At 64.6% G+C, this 2267-nt stretch carries 2 protein-coding genes; both read left to right on the forward strand.

Annotated elements, in window-relative coordinates:
* A partial coding sequence (locus JCM12296_RS42985; RefSeq protein ID WP_218188435.1) for an AAA family ATPase occupies positions 1–1002 on the forward strand: 1002 nt, incomplete at its 5' end.
* Entirely contained in the window at positions 1002–2138 is a 1137-nt protein-coding gene (locus JCM12296_RS42990; protein WP_054702584.1) for an AAA family ATPase, read from the forward strand. The genes JCM12296_RS42985 and JCM12296_RS42990, both read left to right, overlap by 1 nt.
* Positions 2139–2267: the final 129 nt, after the last annotated feature.

Genomic DNA, 2267 nt, shown 5'->3' on the forward strand with positions numbered 1-2267 from the left:
CGCCCCGCCGGTCCGGCGGGCACCAAAGCCCTGGACCAGTATACGGTCAATCTGACCGAACGGGCCAAGAAGGGTGAGATCGATCCGGTGCTCGGACGGGATTTCGAGATCCGTCAGATGGTCGATATTCTCATCCGGCGGCGGCAGAACAACCCGATCCTCACCGGTGAGGCCGGCGTGGGCAAGACCGCCGTGGTCGAAGGCTTTGCCCTGCGCATCGCCCAGGGCGACGTGCCGCCGATCCTGCAGAACGTGGCCGTCCACACCCTGGACCTGGGGCTTCTGCAGGCCGGTGCCGGTATCAAGGGTGAATTCGAGAACCGCCTCAAGGGCGTGATCAACGAGGTCAAGGCCTCGCCGGTGCCCATCATCCTGTTCATCGACGAGGCCCACACCCTGATCGGCGCCGGCGGCCAGGCCGGTTCCGGGGATGCGGCCAACCTGCTCAAGCCGGCCCTGGCGCGGGGTGAGCTGCGCACCATCGCCGCCACCACCTGGGCCGAGTACAAGAAGTACTTTGAAAAGGACGCTGCCATGGCACGGCGCTTCCAGGTGGTCAAGATCGAGGAGCCCGACGAGGAGAAGGCCATGGTGATGATGCGTGCCATCGGCCCTTTTTTGGAGAAGCACCACAAGGTGATGATCACCGACGAAGCCCTGGCCGACACGGTACGCCTGGCCAGCCGCTATATCTCCGGCCGCCAGCTGCCCGACAAGGCCGTGAGCGTGCTGGACACCGCCTGTGCCCGGGTGGCCATCGGGCTCACCACCAGCCCGCCGGCCGTTGAACAGGCCCAGCGGCGCATCGGTGACATCGACCGCGAAATCAAGATTCTCCAGCGTGAGACGGCCATCGGTCGGGATCACCAGGCGCGCATGGAGGAACTGGCCCGGGACCGCGAAACGACCGAAGCCGAAATGAACCGCCTCACCGAGAAGTGGCAATCCGAGATGGAAATAGCCGGCAAGATCCGTGAGTTGATTCAGGAGATCCACGCCTGATGGAAAAGGCCGGTGAGACGGAGGGCGCCGAGACGACCGCCCAGGAGATGGCCGCCAAGCAGGCCGAACTCAAGGAGCTGGAGGCCGAGCTGGAAAAACGCCAGGCCGGCGAGCCCCTGGTCCAGATCGCCGTGGATTCGGAAACCGTGTCGGCCGTGGTTTCCGGCTGGACCGGTATCCCCACCGGGCGGATGCTCACCGACGAGATCGCCACCGTGCTCAGCCTGGCGGACCGGCTCAAGGAGCGCATCATCGGCCAGGACCACGGGCTGGAGGCCATCGAGCAGGTGATCCAGACGGCCCATGCGGGCATCGAGGATCCTTCCAAACCCACCGGGGTGTTCATGTTGGTGGGGCCTAGCGGGGTGGGCAAGACCGAGACGGCCCTGGCACTTTCCGAGCTGCTCTACGGCGGCGAGCAGAACATGATCAGCATCAACATGAGCGAATACCAGGAGGCCCACACGGTTTCCAGCCTCAAGGGTTCTCCGCCCGGCTACGTGGGCTACGGCGAGGGCGGTGTTCTCACCGAGGCCGTGCGCCGCAAGCCCTACTCGGTGCTCTTGCTCGACGAGGTGGAGAAGGCCCACCCGGACGTCATGGAACTCTTCTTCCAGGTCTTCGACAAGGGCGTCATGGAAGACGGGGAGGGGCGGCGCATCGATTTCAAGAACTGCCTGATCATCCTGACCTCCAACCTGGGTACGGACCTGATCATGAACCTGTGCGCCGACGAGGAGACCATGCCCGATCCGGCGGGCCTGGGCGAGATGGTCAAACCGGAGCTGCTCAAGCATTTCAAGCCGGCCTTCCTCGGCCGCATGAAGATCGTGCCCTATTTCCCCATTACCGACGAGAACATGAAGCTGATCGTGCGCCTCAAGCTGAACCGCATCGTCAAACGCATGCAGGAGAACCGCGAGGTCGAATTCACCTATGACGACGCCGTGGTGAACGCCATCGCCGACCGCTGCACCGACGTGGATTCCGGGGCGCGCAACGCCGACCACATCATGACCAACACCCTCTTGCCCGAAATGTCCCGCGAGCTGCTCAGCCGCCAGGCCGGTGGCGAGCAGATCCACCGGATCGCGGTCTCCATGGATGGGGAAGGGTTTGGTTATGCCATCGACTGAGCCGGCAATATGCCGCGGTGCCCAAAAAAGTGCCGCTTTTGCCGGTGGTCCCGTGATCGGCGCCGGGGGAATCGCCCATCGGTTCGCCCCCATGGGGCGGGCCGCCGGATGCCGGATCTGCGGTCGGCC

This window comes from Desulfosarcina cetonica JCM 12296 (assembly GCF_001311845.1).
In the GTDB taxonomy this organism is placed as follows: Bacteria; Desulfobacterota; Desulfobacteria; order Desulfobacterales; family Desulfosarcinaceae; genus Desulfosarcina; species Desulfosarcina cetonica.

Coding starts and splice junctions, on each gene's coding strand:
- JCM12296_RS42990 (WP_054702584.1), top strand. CDS start 1,002: ATGGAAAAGGCCGGTGAGACGGAGGGCGCCGAGACGACCGCCCAGGAG.